Source organism: Kribbella sp. CA-253562, assembly GCF_050942265.1.
Lineage (GTDB): Bacteria > Actinomycetota > Actinomycetes > Propionibacteriales > Kribbellaceae > Kribbella.
In genome coordinates, this window is record NZ_CP192049.1 from 7,030,382 (window position 1) to 7,047,342 (window position 16,961).

Below are 16,961 nucleotides of genomic sequence, written 5' to 3' on the forward strand. Positions count from 1 at the left end.
CGCGGCCTCAGCGGGCACGTCTTGACTCCGGAGAAGGCGTCAGGCAACGAACCACCGCGTCGATCACGGAGCCGCGCCCGCCTTGCACTTCTCGGAGCAGAGCACTTTGACAAGCGCAGTCCGGGGGGCGTCCCTCGCCGAGGCAACCAAAACAGTCTACCCACCACCTGCCCCAGACCGGAAATCCGTTCAGGACCTTCGACCGCGAGCCCGGAGCACGACGACTTTTCACCGTCACTCGGGCGGGAATCGATCGGCCTTACTGAAAATGATTGTCAAGTCAGTTAGAGTCCCGCCTTGTGACCGCCACTCACTTGTGCCGACGGCTGCCGTTGCCCTTGGCCGTCCTGCTCCTGCTCGTTCCCGCTCTCGTCCCGCGGCCTGCCGTCGCCGTACCGGCCGCGCCGGCTCCCGAGGTCCTGCAGGCCGTGCACGCCGACGTCCTGCACACCACGTACGACGGATCGGCGCTCGGTCTGAAGACCCGGATCGGACTGGTGGACGGCCGGGAGGCCGATCCCGCCGGGCTGGTCTTCAACCTGGAGGACAAAGGAACCGCCAAGCTGGAGGTGCCCGACGTCCCGCTCTTCGCGTTCCTCGGCGCGCCGGGATCGCAGGTGTGGATCGCGCCGGAGACGCAGGATCCCGAACTGCTGTGGCCTGGCTGGGACACGGAGACGATTCCGGCCGGCGCGTTGCAGGACGACGTGGTCGAGCTCAGCCTGGTCGGCGCCGAAGGGCCCGGCCGGGTGGAGGTGTTCTTCAACTACGACGGGGTCAGCCCTGCGGTGACGCGGGTCTTCAGCTCGACCGATCCGGCGTACACGACGCTGCGGCAGCGGACCGGGGCGCACGTGCACGCCAACTGGGCGTTCAGCGCGCTGGGCACGTACAAGCTGCGGTTCCAGGCGTCGGCGACCACGGCGGCCGGTACGCCGGTGACGAGCGGGCCGGTCGAGTACACGTTCGTGGTCGGCCCGTACGAGCCGCCGACGACGACTCCGCCGACCACACCTCCCACCACGCCTCCCACGACGCCGCCGACTACGCCACCTACGACTCCGCCGACCACCTCACCAACGACCCCGCCCACCACTCCCCCGACGATCCCGCCCACCACGCCGCCGAGCACGCCGCCGACGACTCCGCCGGTGACGCCTCCCCCGGGGTGCGCGGTGACCGTGCTGAGCGCCGGACACGTCGACGTGGCCGCGCGGACCGTCGCCGGCCGGCTGCGGTTCCAGGTGAAGGACGGCACGCGCGGCACCGTCGTCTGGCGTGACCCGGGTTCGGTCGCCTTCCAGGTCCTCCCCTCGGCTGACGAGACCGTGCCCGCCGCACCGGAGTACCGGTTCCTCGGCCCGGCCGGTACCACGATCTGGCAGCTCCCACAGACGCAGAGCGAAGACCTGCTGTGGGCCGGCTGGAACACCGAGGCCGTCGACTACGCCGCACTGAGCGGTCCGGTCACCTGGTCGCTCGACAAGGTGCAGGGGCCGGGCAAGGTCGCGCTGTACCAGTTCGACCAGTTCGGTGGGCCGCTGGTGTCGTTCGACAGCGGCAAGGCGCTCCCGCAGCGGATCCAGCTCGCCGGACCGACGCATGCCCACGGCAACTGGGCCTTCACCCGGCAGGGCGTCTACCGGTTGACCTTCACGTACTCGGCGACGACCAAGACCGGTCAAAAGCTGAGCGACACGGCCACTCTGCCGGTCGTGGTGGGTGCGACCGATCCCGCGGCGCTGTGTCCGGGCGGTCCTCCCCCGACCACTCAGCCACCAAGCACTCCGCCAAGCACCAGGCCTCCGACGACCCCACCGTCCACGCAACCAACCACGCAGCCGACGCAGGCGCCCAGCACCCGCCTCTCGCCCTCTCCGCCGAGTTCGAACCCCACCCGGACCACCGCGCCGGGCGGCAGCAACGCGCCCACCAAACTCCAGCCCTGCGTGACAACAACAACCTCCGCGGCCACCACCAGCACCACTCCTGCCGCGACCTCGACGTCCCCGACCACCTCCACCGCAAGCACCGTGACGTTGAGCAACGGCCACGCGGACTACGCCGTACGCCTCGAAGGTGGGGCGCTGTCGTCGCGGATCAAGGACGGCACCAAACCCGGCGAGCCCGTCTGGCGCGACCCCGGCCAGGTGACCGTGCAGCTGACCTCGGCGGCGAAGACGACCGCGCCCGGTGGCGCCTTCGGCTTCCTCGGAACGGCCGGCGCTCCGCTGTGGCAGATCTCGCAGACGCAGAAGGACGGCGTGGTCTGGCTCGGCTGGAACACCGAGGCGCTCTCCGCCGCACAGGTCTCGGGCGGGGTGGACTGGCGGCTGGACCAGGTGTCCGGGCCAGGCGCGCTGGCGTTGTTCGAGTTCGACTCGTTCGGTCAGCCGAAGGTGATCTTCAACAGTGGTGACGGGTTGCCGGACAGCTACCGCGTGCCGCTGGGCACCCACGCGCACGGCAACTGGGCGTTCACCAAGGAGGGCACCTACCGGGTTCGCTTCACCCACACCGCGACGCTGACGTCGGGTTCGAAGTCGACCGACTCGGCAACGCTGACCTTTGTCGTGGGCTCGGCCGGCGCCGCGGGCGGCGGTGCTCCGGCAGCCGGGCCAGTGCCCTCGCTCACCGCGAGCACCGCGAGCACCGCGGGCGCCGGCGCCGGTTCGGCGGCGTCGCCGGGCAACTGCCGGCTGGCTTCGGCTGGTGCGCCGGTCGGGCTCGGCTGGATCGGTCTCGGCATCGTCCTCGTGCTGCTCGGCGCCGCCGGTGTCGTCGCCGCTCGCCGGCGAGGTGACGCATGAACCGCCGCACGCAACTGACCGCCGCCCTACTCGCGTGCGCCGTCACGCTGACCGGCTGCTCAGGCGGCGCGTCCGCGGACGACGGGAAGGTCACCGTGGTGACCACGACCGAGATCCTCGCCGACCTCGTCCAGCACGTCGGTGCTGACCGGATCGAGGCCTCGTCGCTCGTCCCGGCCGGCGGTGACCCGCACTCGTACGAACCGACGCCCGCCGACGCCAAGCGGGTCGCCAAGGCGGACGTCACCTTCACCAACCACCTTCTGCTCGAACCGCAGGCGCTGATCAAGGCCGTCGACGCCAACGCCCCCAAGGACAGCCCCAACGTGTCCCTCGCCGAGGCCGCCGAGTCGTACGGCGCCAACGTGATCCCGCTGGTCGAGAACATCGGCCTCGACGTGCTCTGGCTCGGCCTGCGGGTGCGCGGCACCGGCAAAGCCCGAGGCGCGACGAGAACATCGTCGGTGCAACTCTCGGCCACCCAGCTCACTGGTCCCGGCGCGCTGGTCGCCTACCTGACCGAGTCGCTCGGCCAACCCGACCGGTACTTCGACTCCACCGACGGTCTCGGTCCGGCCGACCGGACGACCTTGCCGCCCGCCGCGCACACCCACCTCAACTGGGCCTTCACCAAGCCCGGTGTCTACCGGCTCACGTTGCAGGGCGCACTCGACCTCGGCAACGGGACCACCCCACAACGGCTGGGCTCGGGCACGTTCACGTTCGCCGTCGGCGTGGAGCCGCACTCCGTCGCCCCGGTCGCTGGTGGCCGCGCGACGGTGCTCGACAGCGGCCACACCGATCTCACCGTCGATCTGGACAGCGGCCAGGTCTACGCGTACTCCGACTCGAAGAAGCCGGGCGCGACCCAGACCGCCGTACCGGCGTCGCAGGTGGTGATCGACGTCCCGAACAAGGCGTTGGAGACCGTGCCGGACGATGCGCGATTCTCCTTCCTCGGCGCGGCCGGCACGCAGGTCCACCAACTGCCGCAAGCCGTGCTCGGCAAGCACGTGCACGGCGAGATCGACCCGCACCTGTGGCAGGACGTCGCCAACGCCAAGGCGTACGTGCAGCTGATGCGGGACACGCTGGTGAGCGCCGATCCCGACGGCCGGCAGGTCTACCAGGACAACGCCGCCGCGTACCTGCGCGAGCTCGACGACCTGGACCAGTACGTCCGGACCGAGCTCGCGACCATTCCGCCCACCCGGCGCCAGCTCGTCACCACCCACGACGCCTTCGGCTACCTCGCGGCGGCGTACGGGCTGCACGTGGCGGGCTTCGTGGTGCCCAACCCCGCCCAGGAGCCCAGCGTGGAGCAGGTCCGCACTCTGACCGAGACGATCCGGAATCTGAAGGTGCCGGCCGTGTTCGCCGAACCGAACCTGACCCAGCGCGCCTCCGTGCTGACCCAGGTGGCGCACGACCAGGGCGTCCAGGTCTGCTCCCTGTACGGCGACACGTTCGACGCGCAGACCCGGACCTACGTGGCGATGATGCGGCACAACGCCGACGAGCTCACGCGCTGCCTGGGCGGGAAGCGATGAAGGCGCTCGCGCTGTCTGCGCTGCTGCTGTCCACGGCGTTCGTTCCGCTCGCGGCCCACGCCGAGCCCGCACCGACCGAGCAGAAGGTGATCGCCGACGGGCACGTCGACCTCGGCCCGCGGTTCGTCGACGGCCGGTGGACCGTCCAGCTGCGCGACGACACCGTCGACCCCGCGGTCTGGCGGCCGCTCGACACGGTCGTGCTGCAGGCCTCGGCGAAGGCACAGGTCACCGTTCCGGCCGATCCGGCGTACTCGTTCCTCGGGACGGCCGGGAAGAAGGTGTGGGTGATCCCGCAGGTCCAGCAGGCGGGCATTCCGTGGCCGGGCTGGAACACGCAGGACACCGAGGTCGCCCAGCGGGTCGACCGTGAGGTGACCTGGTCGCTGCAGGGCGTCAAGGGGCCCGGCACCTTCACCCTCTTCCTCAACTCCGACTTCGGCAAGCCGGCGCCGGTCTTCGACAGCCGCAAGCCGTTGCCCCAGCAGACCGGCGTGGACGTCGGCACCCACGTGCACGGCAACTGGACGTTCGATGCTGAAGGCACCTATCTGCTCGACGTCGCGATGTCGGCCCGGCTGACCGACGGCACCACCGTCTCCGACCACGGCACCCTGCGCCTGTACGCCGGTAGCGGCGACGCGCGGTCGGCCTTCGCGGTCGAGCCGACGACGAGCGAGACCCCGGCGAGCACCCCCGCGACCAGCTCGCAGTCGACCGGCGTACCGCCTTGGGCGATCGCAGGTGGCGCGGCAGTACTGCTCGTCGGCGCGGTGCTGGTCGTCCTGCGGCGCATGAGGAAGGTCCGCGGATGAGCGTGCTCGATGTTTCCGGCGTCGCGGTGGATCTCGGCGGCCGGCAGGTCCTGCACGACGTGAACCTCCGCATCGCCGCCGCGGAGCAGGTCGGCCTGATCGGTCCGAACGGCGCCGGCAAAACGACACTGCTGCGCTGCCTGCTCGGGCTGCTCGCCGTGCGCGCCGGGACGATCACCGTCAACGGCCGGACACCCGCCGAGGCCCGGGGCAGCATCGGTTACGTCCCGCAGCGGCACGAGTTCGTCTGGGACTACCCGGTCGACGTCGCCACCGCCGTGATGACCGGCCGGACCCACCGGATCGGCTGGCTGCGTCGCCCCGGCGCGGCAGATCGCGCGGCGGTCGCCGAAGCCTTGGAACGCGTCGACCTCACCGCTCTGCGCCGACGGCCGATCGGCGAACTGTCCGGCGGGCAGCGCCAGCGCGTCCTGGTCGCCCGCGCGCTCGCGTTGCAGCCACAGCTGCTCCTGCTCGACGAGCCGTTCACCGGGCTCGACGTACCGACGCAGGAGATCCTCACCCGCTTGTTCGGTGAGCTGACCGGAGAAGGCATCGCGATCCTGATGACGACGCACGACCTGCCGGCGGCAGCCGACACCTGTAGCCGGCTGTGCCTGCTGAACGAAACCGTGGTCGCCGACGGTACGCCGGAGGAGCTGCGCGACCCCGCCGTCTGGCTGCGGGCGTTCGGCGTCGCCCGGTCCGAGCAGCTCCTGCACAGCCTGGGGGTGACCCGGTGATCGAGTTCTTCACCGAACCCTGGCAGCACGTGTTCATGCAGCGCGCGTTCCTCGTCGTCCTGATGTCCGGCGTCGTGTGCGGCGTGATCGGCAGCCACGTCGCCCTGCGCGGCATGGCGTTCATCGGCGACGCCGTGGCGCACGCGGTCTTTCCCGGCATCGCGATCGCGTTCGTACTGCACACCAGCCTGGTCGTCGGCGGCATCGTCGCCGGGTTGGCCACCGCCCTGGCGATCGCGGTCGTCTCGCAGAACCGCCGGCTCAAGGAGGACACGGTGATCGGCGTGTTCTTCGCCGCGGCGTTCGGCCTCGGCATCGTGGTGATGAGCAGCGCTCCCGGGTACGGCGGCTCGCTGGAGTCGTTCCTGTTCGGCTCGGTGCTCGGCATCGGCAGCGCGGACGTCGTCACGGTCGCGGTCGCCGGCGCGGCCCTGCTGCTGATCACCGGCGGTCTGCACAAGGAGCTCGTCACGGTCGGCCTGGACCGGGAGACCGCGCGCGCCGCCGGCCTGCCGATCTTCTGGCTGGACATGGCGCTGTACGCGATGGTGACGGTCGCGATCGTGATCTCGTTGCAGGCCGTCGGCAACATCCTGGTGCTCGCCCTGCTGATCACCCCGGCCGCGTGCGCCCGGCTGCTGACCGACCGGATCGGCCGGATGATGCTGATCGCGCCGGCGATCGGCGCCGGCTCGGGCCTGACCGGGCTCTACCTGTCCTACGCGTTCAACCTCGCCGCCGGCGGGTTGATCGTGCTCACGGCCACCGCCGTGTTCGTGGCCTGCTGGGTGTTCGCGCCCCGGCACGGCCTGCTCAGCCACCGTCGCGGCAGCGCCGCGACGGCAGTGGTTCCCGTCCGCCCGTGAAAGGAAAGTTCATGCGCAAACCCTCTCGCGTCGTACTGCCCGTGCTGGCAGTGCTCGCGTCCGCCGGCCTGGCGGTACCCGCCCAGGCCGCACCCCGGGTCGTGCTCGACCAGGGTCATGTCGATGTCGTCGGGATCGCCTACGAGGACGGCGCTCTCGACCTGCACGTGCACGACGACACCAGCGGCACCGAGTACTCGCCGTCGCAGGTGCAGCTGGTGGCCAAGCCCGGCGCCGAGATCGCGGTGCCGGCCGACCCGGCGTACCGGTTCCTGGGCGCGGCCGGTGGCCGGGCCTGGGTGCTGCCGCAGGTACAGGACCCCGAGCTGCTCTGGCCGGGGATCGGTGCCGAAGAGGTCGCCGCCGGGGTGTTCACCGGTGACGCGCTGAAGGTCGACGTGGTCGGCGTCAGCGGCCCGGGTGACGTCAGCATCTTCACCACCGACGCCTTCGGGGCGCCGACCGTACTGGTTGACAGCGGCAACGGTCTGCCGGACCGGGTCAGCACGACGGCCGGCGGTCACCTGCACGCCAACTGGGCGTTCGAGGCGCCCGGCACCTACCAGATCAAGGTCCGGGTCACCGGCACGCTGGCCGCCACCGGCCAGCGGGTCAGCTCGGCCGTCGCCACCTACTGCTTCAAGGTCGCGTCGTGAAGGGCCGGGTGCTGATCGGCGCCGCCGCGGCCACGCTGATGACCCTGCTGTCCGTCGCTCCGGCCCACGCCGCGACGACGATCTCGCAAGGACATGTGGACGCCCTCGACGTCGACTGGACCGGTACGGCTCTGACGCTCGACCTGCGCGACGGCACCGTCACCCCGGCGGTGGACCGCAACCCGGCCGACGTCGTGCTCAACGCGGTCTCGGCGAGCAAGACGACCGTGCCGTCGAGTTCGGCGTACTCGTTCCTCGGTACGCCGGGGTCGCCGGTCTGGATCCTGCCGCAGTCCCAGGCCGGCGCCATCGTCTGGCCCGGTTTCAGCACCGAGGGCGTGCCGTCCGGCGCGCTGCAGAACAACTCGGTCAACGTCCGGCTGGTCTCGGCCACCGGTCCCGCCCAGGTGAGCCTCTACACCACCAGCTCTCTCGGTACGCCGACCGTCTGGTACGACAGCGGCAACGGCCTGCCTGACAACCGTTCCTTCCCCGTCAACACCCACGCCCACGCCAACTGGGCCTTCGAAGCCGCCGGCACCTACACCCTGGTCTTCGAAGCTACCGCCACCACCGCGGCCGGCACTGCGGTCAGCACCGGCCAGAAGACGTACACCTTCACCGTTCAGCCGTGACTGATCCGTGGTTGGGAACGCGGGGGCGTTCCCAACCACGGGTGGCCCGGCGGTCCAGTAGTTTGCTGCGGTGTTCGTACTGCGCGGGGTCTGCTGATGGGAACCGCTGCCGTGGTCGTCGTGCTGCTCCTGCTGGTGCTCGCCCTGCTGCTGGCCCCGTACGTCGTGGCGCAGCGGCGGCGGATGTTCGCGGCCCGGGCGGCCGAGGCCGCGGCCCTCGGCTGGCAGCCGGCGCCGGTGAACCCGTTCCTGGCCGGAGTGGCGCAGCGCATCTACCAGCGCGGACGGGCTCAGCGGATGGTTGCCGGGCAGTACCGCGGACACGGGATCTGCGCGTTCGACTTCAGCTACGTGGTCGTGCGCGGCAAGTCGTTCCAGCACCACAAATGCCACTTGATCGCGCTGACCCTGCCGGTGCCGCTGCCGGGCCTGGTGCTGCTGAAGGACAACCCGATCGCCCGCGCGTTCGGCGTACCGGATCTGGAACTGGAGAGCGGCGCGTTCAACGACACGTTCTGGGTCGACTGCGCCGACGGCCGCTACGCCTCGGCCGTGCTGAACCCGCGGCTGATGGAGTGGATGCTCGCCCATCCCGACCTGGAGTGGCGCATCGAGGGCGACGCGCTGGTGACCTGGGGGCCGGGGTACTACACGATCCCGCAGGTCACCGCGAAGCTCGACGGTCTCACCGGTGTCGTGGAGCGGCTCGCGCCGTTCGTGCTGACCGACTACCGGCTCAGGTGAGCTTCGTCCACACCTGACGCAAGGCCCGCGCGGCGTCGCCTTCCAGACCGGCCGCGTCCAGAGTCTCGGCGAGCTCGTCGAACTCCGGGCCCCACCGCCACGCCACCGACCGCAACTGCTCGGGCAGTCCCGAGTCCTTCAGCGACCCGCCGTCGGCCCGTGTGTGCTGGGCGGTCAGCGCGTCGGTCACCCCGTGCTTGGCCGCCAGCTCGAACGCCAGCACCGCCAGCGCGGCCTTGCCTTTGTTGTACAGCGCGTACGCCGACTTCGCCGCGCTCGCCGCACCCGGCTCGGCGCCCACCACCATCGGCGTGACCGTCGTCCCGGCCCACAGGTCGGCCGCCTGCTGGGCCGCCGCTCCGGACAGCATCAGATGCGTCGGACTCGGCCCACCCTTCGGCGGCGGTCCGACCACCCCGGCGTCCACGAAAGTTGCCTCAGGCAACGCCGCTCGGGCCAGCTCGAGCGACCGCGGCGACAGCGGGTTCGCCTCGACGTAGATCCCGGCGAACCCACTCCGCCCGACCTGCTCCGCGATCCCGACAGCTCCCTGCGGCGCACACGAGCACAGCACCACCTCGGCCGCCCCGAGGACTTGCTCGAACGAACCGCCGATCAAGCCGGCCGCCTCGGCCCGCTCAGCGGACGCCGTACTGCGGCCTTCGGGTACCCAGTGCACTTCGTGTCCCGCGGCCACCAGTTGCGCGGCCAGCTGCGACCCCATCGCTCCGGGATGAAAAACGGCGACCCGCATCGGCGGTGTCCTCTCGTCAGCGGTCAGTGCTGCCCAAGATAGGCCAGCACCGCGAGCACCCGCCGATGCTGCTCGTCGTTGACCAGCAAGCCGAGCTTGCCCAGGATGCTGCCGATGTGGGTCTCCACGGTCCGTTCGGTCAGCCACAGCCGCCGGCTGATCCCCACGTTCGTGCAGCCCTCGGCCATCAGCGCGAGCACCTCCCGCTCGCGGGCCGTCAGTGCGGCCAGCCGGTCCTCGGCCCGGGAGCGGCCGATCAGCCGCTCGACGACCTCGGGGTCCAGCGCCGAACCACCCGCCGCGACCCGGTCGAGTGCGTCGAGGAACTCGTCGACCGCCAGCACCCGGTCCTTCAGCAGGTAGCCGAACCGTCCGCCGGTGACCAGCTCGGTCGAGTGCCGCGTCTCCACATGCTGCGACAGCAGCACGATCGCCAACTCCGGGTGCAGGTCGCGCAACCGCCGGGCCGCCCTTGCACCGTCGTCGGTGAGATCAGGCGGCATCCGTACGTCGATCACGGCCAGCTCCGGCGCCGTCTCCGCGACCAGCGTCATCAGCGACGTCGCGTCCCCGGCCAGCCCGACGATCTCGTGCCCGGCATCGACCAGCAACCGGGCCAGCCCCGCCCGGAACAGCGCCGAGTCCTCACCGATCACGATCCGCACGGCAGCACCACCTCGATCGCCGTACCGGCACCCACCGGGCTGTGCATGGTCAGCGATCCGCCCAGCGCGGCCACCCGGTCCATCAGCCCGCTCAACCCGGAGCCCGGCCGCGGCCGTGCTCCCCCGCAGCCGTCGTCCTCCACCCTGATCCGTACGTCGGACGGCGACCGCGTCACCTGCACGCCGATCGTCGTGGCCTGCGCGTACTTCGCCGCGTTCACCACCGCCTCCGCGGCCACGAAGTACGCCGTGGTGGTCAGGTGCTCGGGGAGATCATCCGCGACGACCTGCAACCGGACCGGGATCGGCAGATTCCGGGTGATCGCCGCCAGCGCGGCAGGCAGCCCGTCGTCGAGGCTGGTCGGGCGCAGCCCGTGCGCGATCTGCCGCAGCTCGGCGACCGCGGTGGCGAGCTCGGCGACGCCTTGGTCGAGCAGCCCGTCGACGTCCACCGTGCCGTCGGCCAGGTGGCGTTGCGCCAGCCGCAGGCTCATCCCCAACGAGACCAGCCGCTGTTGTGCACCGTCGTGCAGGTCCCGCTCGAGCCGCCGACGCTCGGCATCACCTGCTTGGACCAGCCGGGTCCGGCTCGCCTCCACCTCCCGCAACGCCTGCGCCAGCTCGGCCCGCAACCGCGTGACCTCCACCAGGTTGGCCGCGGCGGCCGCCACCGATCGCAGTACGGCGGAGCTTCCGCCACTGGCGATCACGCCGATCTGCCGGCCGCCGAGCATGACCGGCACCAGCTCACCGCGGACCGGTTCACCAGCGGTGTCGACGAAGCCGGCCGAGCCCGGCACCAGGTAGCCAACGCTCAACTCCGGGTCGCGCAGCGCTTGCCGCAGTACGGGCTCCAGCTCCTCGGGACTGCCCTGACCGGCGTGGATGCGGTGTTGCAGTTCGTCGATCGCGGCCAGCGCCGCCCGCCGCGGCGGGTAGAGGCGACGGTCGACGACCCGCCGTAACGACGAGCGGAGCGGCGAGAGTACCAGGGCGCAGACCGCAGTCGCCGACGCGGCCGCCACCGCCGATCCGCGACCGACCACGAGCCCGAGCACGAGCGCCGACACGGCGTACGTCGCGAGCAGGGCGACCAGCACGATCGCGTAGGTGACGGCGTCGGCGACCGCGCGATCCACGTCGTACAGGTCGTGTCTGAGCATGGCGACCGCTACGGCCGTCGGCAGGCTGATCAGGGTCAGGACGCCGGTGCCGGTGGCGACCTCGCCGGATTCCCCCGTCACCAGGATCTCGGCCAGGCAGACGAACGGGTAGCAGACCGCGACCACTCCGGCGACAGCCAGCCACTTCATCTGCGCGCGTGACCGGCCGGTCGACCGGCGGTAGCGGAAGACCACCGAAGCCGCCGCGGCGATCACTGAGCCCAGGAAGAGGACGAAGACGACCTCACTGACCACCCGTACCGGCGCTGGCAGCGGCTTGTACGGTCGCGCCCAATCCTGCAGCGGCGCGAGGAACGGCGAGGTCGCGAACGCGCCGAAAACCTGCTGCGCCGCGCAGCACACCACGATCGCCACCGGTACGACGCGCCACCGCCGGCCGATCAGCCGTCCGTCGGGGAAGTAGAGCAGCAAGAAGGCGACCGCGGCGAGCAGCCACCAGCCGCTCTCGTCGAGCCACGCCACGACCCGGCTGTCCAGCGGCAACCGACCGGGCTCGGCCGCCACCGCGTCGTAGTACGCGGCCCGAACGGCCAGGAAGGCAACGAGTGCGCCGATCCACCCGAGCAGCGCGCCGACGACGTTGCGGGGCTCGCGCCGGGCGACCAGCAGACCGATCACCGCGAGACCGGCCGCGATCACCGCCAGCGGCAGGAAGGTCCCCGGCGAGGCGTCCCGGGCGAGCAGCAGCCAGCCACCGCCCACCAGCATCGTCGCTACGAGCAGGGAGGTGCCGACTGCGAGCCCCCACGGCCACCGCATGACGTCACTGTAAGTCGCGGACGCCCCCGGCGGCTCCGAGTCAGCACGGAGATCTGTTCCCGTACCAGCGCGGATCCCTCACCCCACCCCGGACGGCTTGGCTGAAGGCGTCAGATTTCTCCGTGGTTCTGGGAGGTCCACGATGTCCACCACGACGATCAGTCCACGCCTCGGCAGCGACCCGACGACCCGTCGCCGGGTCGGTGTGGTCGCGCTCGCGCTCTCCGTGACAACGCTGACCGCGGTCCCCGGCGGCCTGCTGTGGCCGGAACCGGCCGGCGGCGGCGAAACCTACACGTACGCCGACATCCAGCCGCTGCGCGACCGGTGGTGGGGACTGCTGGTGTTCCTCAGCGTGGCCCTGGTCCTCAACGTGCCGGCCCAGGCGCTCGCCACCACGCTCCTGGTCCGGCGCCGCGGAGCCGGCTGGGCCACGACCGGCGGCGCGATGATGTGGATCGGCACCGGTCTGTACGCCGTGGGCGGAGCCGGCTGGGCCGCCGCGTCGTACTTCGCGACCGCACCCGGCGTCGATCCCGCCGCCGGCGCCTCGGTGATGGACCGGATGGCCGACGACTCGCTGCACCTGTTCGGCCCGATGATCGCCGGCGCACTGCTGGTTGCCTTCGGCACGATCGTCCAGGCGGTCGGCCTGTGGCGGTCCCGGGCCGTACCGCGCTGGATCCCGCTGCTCGCGGCAACCGTGCTGTTCACGTTCGTCGTCCCCGGCAACGGAGTGGCCGGACTGGTCACCGCGCTACCGATGACCGCCGCCGCCCTCGGCATCGCGTACTACGCCTGGCGGGCCGTCCGATGATGTGGGCTCCGTGGCCGTTCCTGTTCTGGCCGGCTCATTGGGACCGCGGAGGACGTGCCGACCTGATCAGGCCCGGCCGTCGAACAGGCTGGTCACCGATCCGTCCTCGAACACCTCGCGGATCGCGCGGCTGATCAGTGGAGCGATCGACAGTTCGGTCAGCTTGTCGAACTTGCGCTCGGCGGAGATCGGCAGCGTGTTGGTGACGATCACCTCGCTGGCCTGGCAGTTCTTCAGCCGGTCCACCGCGGGCCCGGACAGGATCGCGTGGGTGGCCGCGATCACCACGCCCGCGGCGCCGTCGGCGTACAGGGCGTCGGCGGCCTTGGTGATCGTGCCGGCGGTGTCGATCATGTCGTCGACCAGGATGCAGACCCGGCCGGCCACCTCACCGACGACGCGGTTGGCGACGGTCTCGTTCGGCCGCTCGATGTCGCGGGTCTTGTGGATGAAGGCCAGCGGCGCGTTGTTCAGCCGGGCCGACCACTGCTCGGCCACCTTGATCCGGCCGGCGTCCGGCGAGACCACGGCCAGCTGCTGGTCGCCGTACTTGTCGCGGACGTAGTCGGACAGGATCGGCAGCGCCATCAGGTGGTCGACCGGCCCGTCGAAGAAGCCCTGGATCTGTGAGGTGTGCAGGTCGACGCAGATCAGCCGGTTCGCACCCGCGGTCTTGAACAGGTCGGCCATCAGCCGGGCCGAGATCGGCTCCCGGCCGCGGTGCTTCTTGTCCTGCCGGGCGTAGCCGTAGAACGGCAGCACCACCGTGATCCGCTTGGCCGACGCCCGCTTCAGCGCGTCGACCATGATCAGCTGCTCCATGATCCACTCGTTGATCGGCGAGGTGTGGCTCTGGATCACGAACGCGTCGCTGCCCCGGACCGACTCCTCGAACCGGACGTAGATCTCACCGTTGGCGAAGTCGTACGCCGAGGTGGGGACCAGGCCGGCACCGAGCTGCTCGGCCACCTCCTCGGCCAGACCGGGATGGGCCCGGCCGGAGAAAACCATCAGGTTCTTCTCGGTGGTTCGCTTCATCCCGCTCATCGCCACTGCCTCCCGTTACGCCTTCTCGCCAGTGTCGCCCGATGCGTCGGCGAGTGCCTCTTCCGCGGCCTTCGCCGTTGTCGTTCCGGCCCGCCTGCGCGCGACCCAGCCCTTGATGTTGCGCTGCCGCCCACGGGCGATCGCGATCTCGCCGGGGGCCACCGGCTGGTCGATGGCCGAACCGGCCGCGATGTAGGCACCGTCAGCGATGTCGACCGGCGCGACCAGCACCGAGTTGCTGCCGACGAAGGAGGACCGGCCGACGGTGGTGTGGTGCTTGTTCACCCCGTCGTAGTTGGCGAAGATCGTGCCGGCGCCGATGTTGGCCCCTTCGCCGATCGTGGCGTCACCGGCGTAGGTCAGGTGCGGGACCTTCGCGCCGGCGGCGATCGCCGCGTTCTTGGTCTCCACGAACGTGCCGATCTTGCCCTTGACGCCCAGCGACGTCCCGGGCCGCAGGTAGGCGAACGGCCCGACCGAGGCCCGCGCGCCGATCTGCGCGCCGGAGCCGTGGGTGCGGATGATCGTGGCGCCCTCGCCGACCTGGACGTCGGTCAGCGTGGTGTCCGGGCCGATCGTGGCACCGGCGGCGACCGTGGTGGCGCCGTGGAGCTGCGTGTTCGGCAGCAGGGTGACGTCAGGCTCGAGCTGGACGGTCTGGTCGACCCACGTCGTGCTCGGGTCGACGACGGTGACACCGGAGCGCATCAGCGCGTCGAGGGTGCGCCGGTTCAGCTCGGCGCGCAGCGTGGCCAGCTGGACGCGGTCGTTCACGCCCTCGGTCTGCATCGCGTCCTCGGTGACGAACGCGCCGACCCGCTTGCCGTCGCCGCGGGCGATCGCCAGGACGTCGGTCAGGTACAGCTCGCCCTGCGCGTTGTCGGTGGTGAGGCGGCTCAGCCCGTCGCGCAGCGTGGCCGCGTCGAAGGCGTAGATGCCGGCGTTGATCTCGTCGATCTGGCGCTGCTCGGCGGTGGCGTCCTTGTGCTCGACGATGCCGGCGACCGTGCCGTCCGGACCCGGCAGGATCCGGCCGTAGCCGGTCGGGTCGGGCACGCGCGCGGTGAGCACCGTCACAGCGTTGCCCTGCTTGTCGTGCTCGGCGGTCAGCTCCAGCAGCGTCTCGGCGGTCAGCAGCGGGACGTCGCCGGAGGTGACCACGACCGTGCCGTCGAAGCCTTCCGGTACGGCGGTGAGCCCGGCCCGGACGGCGTCGCCGGTGCCGAGCTGCTGCTCCTGGACGGCGGTCCGCACGTCCGGGTCGACGGCGGCCAGGTGCGCTTCGACCTGCTCCCGGCCGGTGCCGACCACGACGACCAGATGCTCGGGCGCGAGAGCACGCGCGGTGACGACCGCGTGCCCGACGAGGCTGCGCCCGCCGATCTCGTGCAGGACCTTGGGGGTCGCGGATTTCATCCGGGTCCCCTGACCGGCGGCCATCACGATGACCGCCGAAGGACGGTGGGAAGTCACGCGGTCTTCTCCTCGGGTTCCCTACGCGTTCAGGCGAGTGTGGGGCGTGGGCACCGGAACAGGCGCCCGCGTCAGCCTACTTGCTCACTGTGCGAGGGTTCGCAGCGCATCCACAAGGTTCTGCTCGGTGAAGCCCGTGTACTCCAGCAGCAGCCGCTCCTGGGCCGGCCGGTTGTACCCGCGCCGGGCCACCTGGACGTAGAAGTCGGTGACCGCTCTGAGCCCGACCTGCTTGATCAGATGCTCGACCGCGAGCCAGCTGATTCCGTCACTGTCCGTAGCCAGGAACTCGTCGTCGGCCGGTAGCCGGACCAGGTCGCCGAGCGATCGGCGGGTGATGTCCTCGCGAGCGGCCGCGACCTGCTTGGCCCGGCCGGTCGCGACCAGCTGCCGGCTCTCGGCGTACTGGGCCATGCCCTCGACGAGCCAGCGCGGCGCCTCCTCGCCGAGCCGGACCGGCAGCAGATGCATCAGCGCGTGGCTCAGCTGGGCCGAGTCGAAGGTCGCCTGGGCCTCCGGGCGGACGACGATCCAGCCGCCGACCGGGCGGCCGTCCACGGCCGGGCTCGGGATCGGCTGCACCCGGGTCGGCTCGGTGCCGCGCAGCGTCGGCGGGAGCTCGGTCAGGACGCCCGGCTCGCGCATCGCGACGACCATCGGGACGATCTGCAGGTGGCCCTTCCACAGCGCGCGGATCTTGCGGGCCATCGCGACCGTCTCGTCGGCCTGCCGTTCGGCGTACGCGAGCCGGCCGCGGTCGACCACGACCAGCACGTTGCGCCGCTTGACCACGTCGATCGGCCCGTAGTCCCACGGCTGGCGGCCGGAACCGATCGCGCGGTCCAGGTCGTTGTCGTCGACCAGGAACAGGCGGCCGTCGCGCACGGTGTAGGTGTAGCCGACGTCGGTCGCCGCCTGCGCGAGGCGGCTGCCGGCGATCTGGTAGCGCAGGCTGACCCGGAACGTGCCGGTGGCCAGGCCGTACCGGCGTACAGCCTCGTAGTTGGTCCAGACCTCGGCGCGGCGGTAGGTGACGGTCATGCCGAGCTTGCGCATGTTCTCGAAGAGCTGGCGCTGCTCGTCGCGCAGCTCGGGGGCGACGTCGCTGAGGAACAGCTGGAGGTTGTTCTGCCGCACGGCGATGCCACGCCGGGCCAGGATCGTGTCCACGGCCGCACCGAGCCGCGGGTCGACCTCACCGGTCGGACTCGGCCGGACCTGTTGCAGGGTGGTCCCGGCCATCGCGTCGGCGGTCAGCCTGATCTCCCGTCCGGGTGGCGGCACGCCGACCCACAGGCCGCCGCCGACCACCAGCATCGCGACCAGCGCCGGCCAGAGCGCGGGCCCCTCGGACAGCACCCACCGCCGTACCGCCGCCCACAACCCCGGCATCACACCCGACCCTCTCCACCCCTCGACCAAGCGTGCCCATGGTCGCCCAAT

The 16,961-nt window shown here is 71.2% G+C and carries 15 protein-coding genes; 9 read left to right on the forward strand and 6 right to left on the reverse strand.

Going from position 1 to position 16,961, the window contains the following annotated elements; translation table 11 throughout:
• The first annotated feature begins 299 nt into the window (after positions 1-299).
• The 8 genes from ACQPXM_RS33195 to ACQPXM_RS33230 all read left to right on the forward strand — a co-directional run bounded on the left by ACQPXM_RS33195 (position 300) and on the right by ACQPXM_RS33230 (position 8,819).
• Complete coding sequence (locus ACQPXM_RS33195) at positions 300-2,810, forward strand: TIGR03773 family transporter-associated surface protein (RefSeq protein WP_432941239.1); 2,511 nt, start codon at positions 300-302, stop codon at positions 2,808-2,810.
• Positions 2,807-4,360 (forward strand): anchored repeat ABC transporter, substrate-binding protein, encoded by a 1,554-nt coding sequence (locus ACQPXM_RS33200; RefSeq protein ID WP_432941242.1) that lies wholly within the window; start codon positions 2,807-2,809, stop codon positions 4,358-4,360. Before ACQPXM_RS33195 ends, ACQPXM_RS33200 begins: the two co-directional genes overlap by 4 nt.
• On the forward strand, positions 4,357-5,175 hold the full coding sequence (locus ACQPXM_RS33205; protein ID WP_432941244.1) for a choice-of-anchor M domain-containing protein: 819 nt from the start codon (positions 4,357-4,359) through the stop codon (positions 5,173-5,175). The genes ACQPXM_RS33200 and ACQPXM_RS33205 overlap by 4 nt, the downstream gene beginning before the upstream one ends.
• Positions 5,172-5,918 (forward strand): anchored repeat-type ABC transporter ATP-binding subunit, encoded by a 747-nt coding sequence (locus ACQPXM_RS33210; protein ID WP_432941247.1) that lies wholly within the window; start codon positions 5,172-5,174, stop codon positions 5,916-5,918. Before ACQPXM_RS33205 ends, ACQPXM_RS33210 begins: the two co-directional genes overlap by 4 nt.
• Before the next feature lie 35 nt (positions 5,919-5,953).
• Positions 5,954-6,784, forward strand: coding sequence for an anchored repeat-type ABC transporter permease subunit (locus ACQPXM_RS33215; protein WP_432951134.1), 831 nt, complete (start codon positions 5,954-5,956; stop codon positions 6,782-6,784).
• A gap of 11 nt (positions 6,785-6,795) precedes the next feature.
• Positions 6,796-7,440, forward strand: a complete 645-nt coding sequence (locus tag ACQPXM_RS33220) for a choice-of-anchor M domain-containing protein (RefSeq protein ID WP_432941250.1) — start codon at positions 6,796-6,798, stop codon at positions 7,438-7,440.
• Entirely contained in the window at positions 7,437-8,075 is a 639-nt protein-coding gene (locus tag ACQPXM_RS33225) for a choice-of-anchor M domain-containing protein (RefSeq protein WP_432941252.1), read from the forward strand. Before ACQPXM_RS33220 ends, ACQPXM_RS33225 begins: the two co-directional genes overlap by 4 nt.
• Before the next feature lie 96 nt (positions 8,076-8,171).
• On the forward strand, positions 8,172-8,819 hold the full coding sequence (locus ACQPXM_RS33230; protein ID WP_432941255.1) for a hypothetical protein: 648 nt from the start codon (positions 8,172-8,174) through the stop codon (positions 8,817-8,819).
• Here the strand turns inward: ACQPXM_RS33230 and ACQPXM_RS33235 are convergent.
• The 3 genes from ACQPXM_RS33235 to ACQPXM_RS33245 are packed head-to-tail and all read right to left on the reverse strand — an operon-like array spanning position 8,812 to position 12,181.
• Entirely contained in the window at positions 8,812-9,573 is a 762-nt protein-coding gene (locus ACQPXM_RS33235; RefSeq protein WP_432941258.1) for a DUF1932 domain-containing protein, read from the reverse strand. The two genes, ACQPXM_RS33230 and ACQPXM_RS33235, sit on opposite strands and share 8 nt — an antisense overlap.
• A 23-nt stretch (positions 9,574-9,596) precedes the next feature.
• The gene (locus ACQPXM_RS33240) at positions 9,597-10,238 is read right to left on the reverse strand and encodes a response regulator transcription factor (RefSeq protein ID WP_432941260.1); all 642 of its coding nucleotides are present in this window, start codon (positions 10,236-10,238) and stop codon (positions 9,597-9,599) included.
• Positions 10,226-12,181 carry a sensor histidine kinase gene (locus ACQPXM_RS33245; protein WP_432941262.1) on the reverse strand — a complete coding sequence of 652 codons (1,956 nt, stop codon included), beginning with the start codon at positions 12,179-12,181 and terminating at the stop codon, positions 10,226-10,228. Before ACQPXM_RS33245 ends, ACQPXM_RS33240 begins: the two co-directional genes overlap by 13 nt.
• A 142-nt stretch (positions 12,182-12,323) precedes the next feature.
• Here ACQPXM_RS33245 and ACQPXM_RS33250 point away from each other — a divergent pair, with 142 nt between their 5' ends.
• Positions 12,324-12,998, forward strand: coding sequence for a hypothetical protein (locus tag ACQPXM_RS33250; protein ID WP_432941264.1), 675 nt, complete (start codon positions 12,324-12,326; stop codon positions 12,996-12,998).
• Between the two features lie 66 nt (positions 12,999-13,064).
• On the opposite strand, the gene ACQPXM_RS33255 is transcribed toward ACQPXM_RS33250, so the two are convergent.
• The 3 genes from ACQPXM_RS33255 to ACQPXM_RS33265 all read right to left on the reverse strand — a co-directional run bounded on the left by ACQPXM_RS33255 (position 13,065) and on the right by ACQPXM_RS33265 (position 16,910).
• Positions 13,065-14,045 carry a ribose-phosphate diphosphokinase gene (locus tag ACQPXM_RS33255; RefSeq protein WP_432941266.1) on the reverse strand — a complete coding sequence of 327 codons (981 nt, stop codon included), beginning with the start codon at positions 14,043-14,045 and terminating at the stop codon, positions 13,065-13,067.
• Positions 14,046-14,060: 15 nt separating this feature from the next.
• Positions 14,061-15,518: a bifunctional UDP-N-acetylglucosamine diphosphorylase/glucosamine-1-phosphate N-acetyltransferase GlmU gene (gene glmU, locus ACQPXM_RS33260; protein WP_432941269.1), complete on the reverse strand. Its 1,458-nt coding sequence runs from the start codon at positions 15,516-15,518 to the stop codon at positions 14,061-14,063.
• 84 nt (positions 15,519-15,602) lie between these two features.
• Complete coding sequence (locus tag ACQPXM_RS33265; RefSeq protein WP_432941272.1) at positions 15,603-16,910, reverse strand: hypothetical protein; 1,308 nt, start codon at positions 16,908-16,910, stop codon at positions 15,603-15,605.
• Positions 16,911-16,961 lie beyond the last annotated feature (51 nt).

Coding starts and splice junctions, on each gene's coding strand:
- ACQPXM_RS33200 (WP_432941242.1), top strand. CDS start 2,807: ATGAACCGCCGCACGCAACTGACCGCCGCCCTACTCGCGTGCGCCGTC.
- ACQPXM_RS33205 (WP_432941244.1), top strand. CDS start 4,357: ATGAAGGCGCTCGCGCTGTCTGCGCTGCTGCTGTCCACGGCGTTCGTT.
- ACQPXM_RS33210 (WP_432941247.1), top strand. CDS start 5,172: ATGAGCGTGCTCGATGTTTCCGGCGTCGCGGTGGATCTCGGCGGCCGG.
- ACQPXM_RS33215 (WP_432951134.1), top strand. CDS start 5,954: ATGCAGCGCGCGTTCCTCGTCGTCCTGATGTCCGGCGTCGTGTGCGGC.
- ACQPXM_RS33220 (WP_432941250.1), top strand. CDS start 6,796: ATGCGCAAACCCTCTCGCGTCGTACTGCCCGTGCTGGCAGTGCTCGCG.
- ACQPXM_RS33230 (WP_432941255.1), top strand. CDS start 8,172: ATGGGAACCGCTGCCGTGGTCGTCGTGCTGCTCCTGCTGGTGCTCGCC.
- ACQPXM_RS33235 (WP_432941258.1), bottom strand. CDS start 9,573: ATGCGGGTCGCCGTTTTTCATCCCGGAGCGATGGGGTCGCAGCTGGCC.
- ACQPXM_RS33245 (WP_432941262.1), bottom strand. CDS start 12,181: ATGCGGTGGCCGTGGGGGCTCGCAGTCGGCACCTCCCTGCTCGTAGCG.
- ACQPXM_RS33250 (WP_432941264.1), top strand. CDS start 12,324: ATGTCCACCACGACGATCAGTCCACGCCTCGGCAGCGACCCGACGACC.
- ACQPXM_RS33255 (WP_432941266.1), bottom strand. CDS start 14,045: ATGAGCGGGATGAAGCGAACCACCGAGAAGAACCTGATGGTTTTCTCC.
- ACQPXM_RS33265 (WP_432941272.1), bottom strand. CDS start 16,910: ATGCCGGGGTTGTGGGCGGCGGTACGGCGGTGGGTGCTGTCCGAGGGG.